The organism is Salinimicrobium oceani (genome assembly GCF_012037645.1).
Genome location: NZ_JAAVJR010001210.1, coordinates 1 through 345 on the forward strand (window position 1 = coordinate 1; position 345 = coordinate 345).

Consider the following 345-nt stretch of genomic DNA (forward strand, 5'->3'; position numbering starts at 1 on the left):
CCCTCCCCGGCAGCAGTTATGGCACCTTCATCAAAGGTTAGTTCTACGTTGGTGTTAACACCTGGCTCCAACCTTACGGGATCGGCTATAAAATCAGTGGTACTTTCATTACCTGAATGTACAGCAGTAAGCCAGCTGCTCTGACTAACGGTAATACTTTCAAGGACAACAGTATTGTCAGTTAATGTATATTCATCTCCGGCAAGAGCAAAAGAGCCGGTAGGTAGAGGAGTGACGGTACCATCATCGTCATCACTACAGCTGTTGAATCCAATTACCAGGAATAACATTCCTACATAAAGCATTAATTTCTTAAGGTTTTTTTCGTCTTTCATAATCGTTTCT

Annotated in this window: 1 protein-coding gene; it reads right to left on the reverse strand. The window is 42.3% G+C overall.

All coding sequences use genetic code 11. The annotated features are described in order from the left end of the window. Positions 1–335, reverse strand: a 335-nt coding sequence (locus tag HC175_RS21495; protein WP_479685260.1) for a DUF7282 domain-containing protein, incomplete at its 3' end; no start/stop codon positions are given. Positions 336–345: the final 10 nt, after the last annotated feature.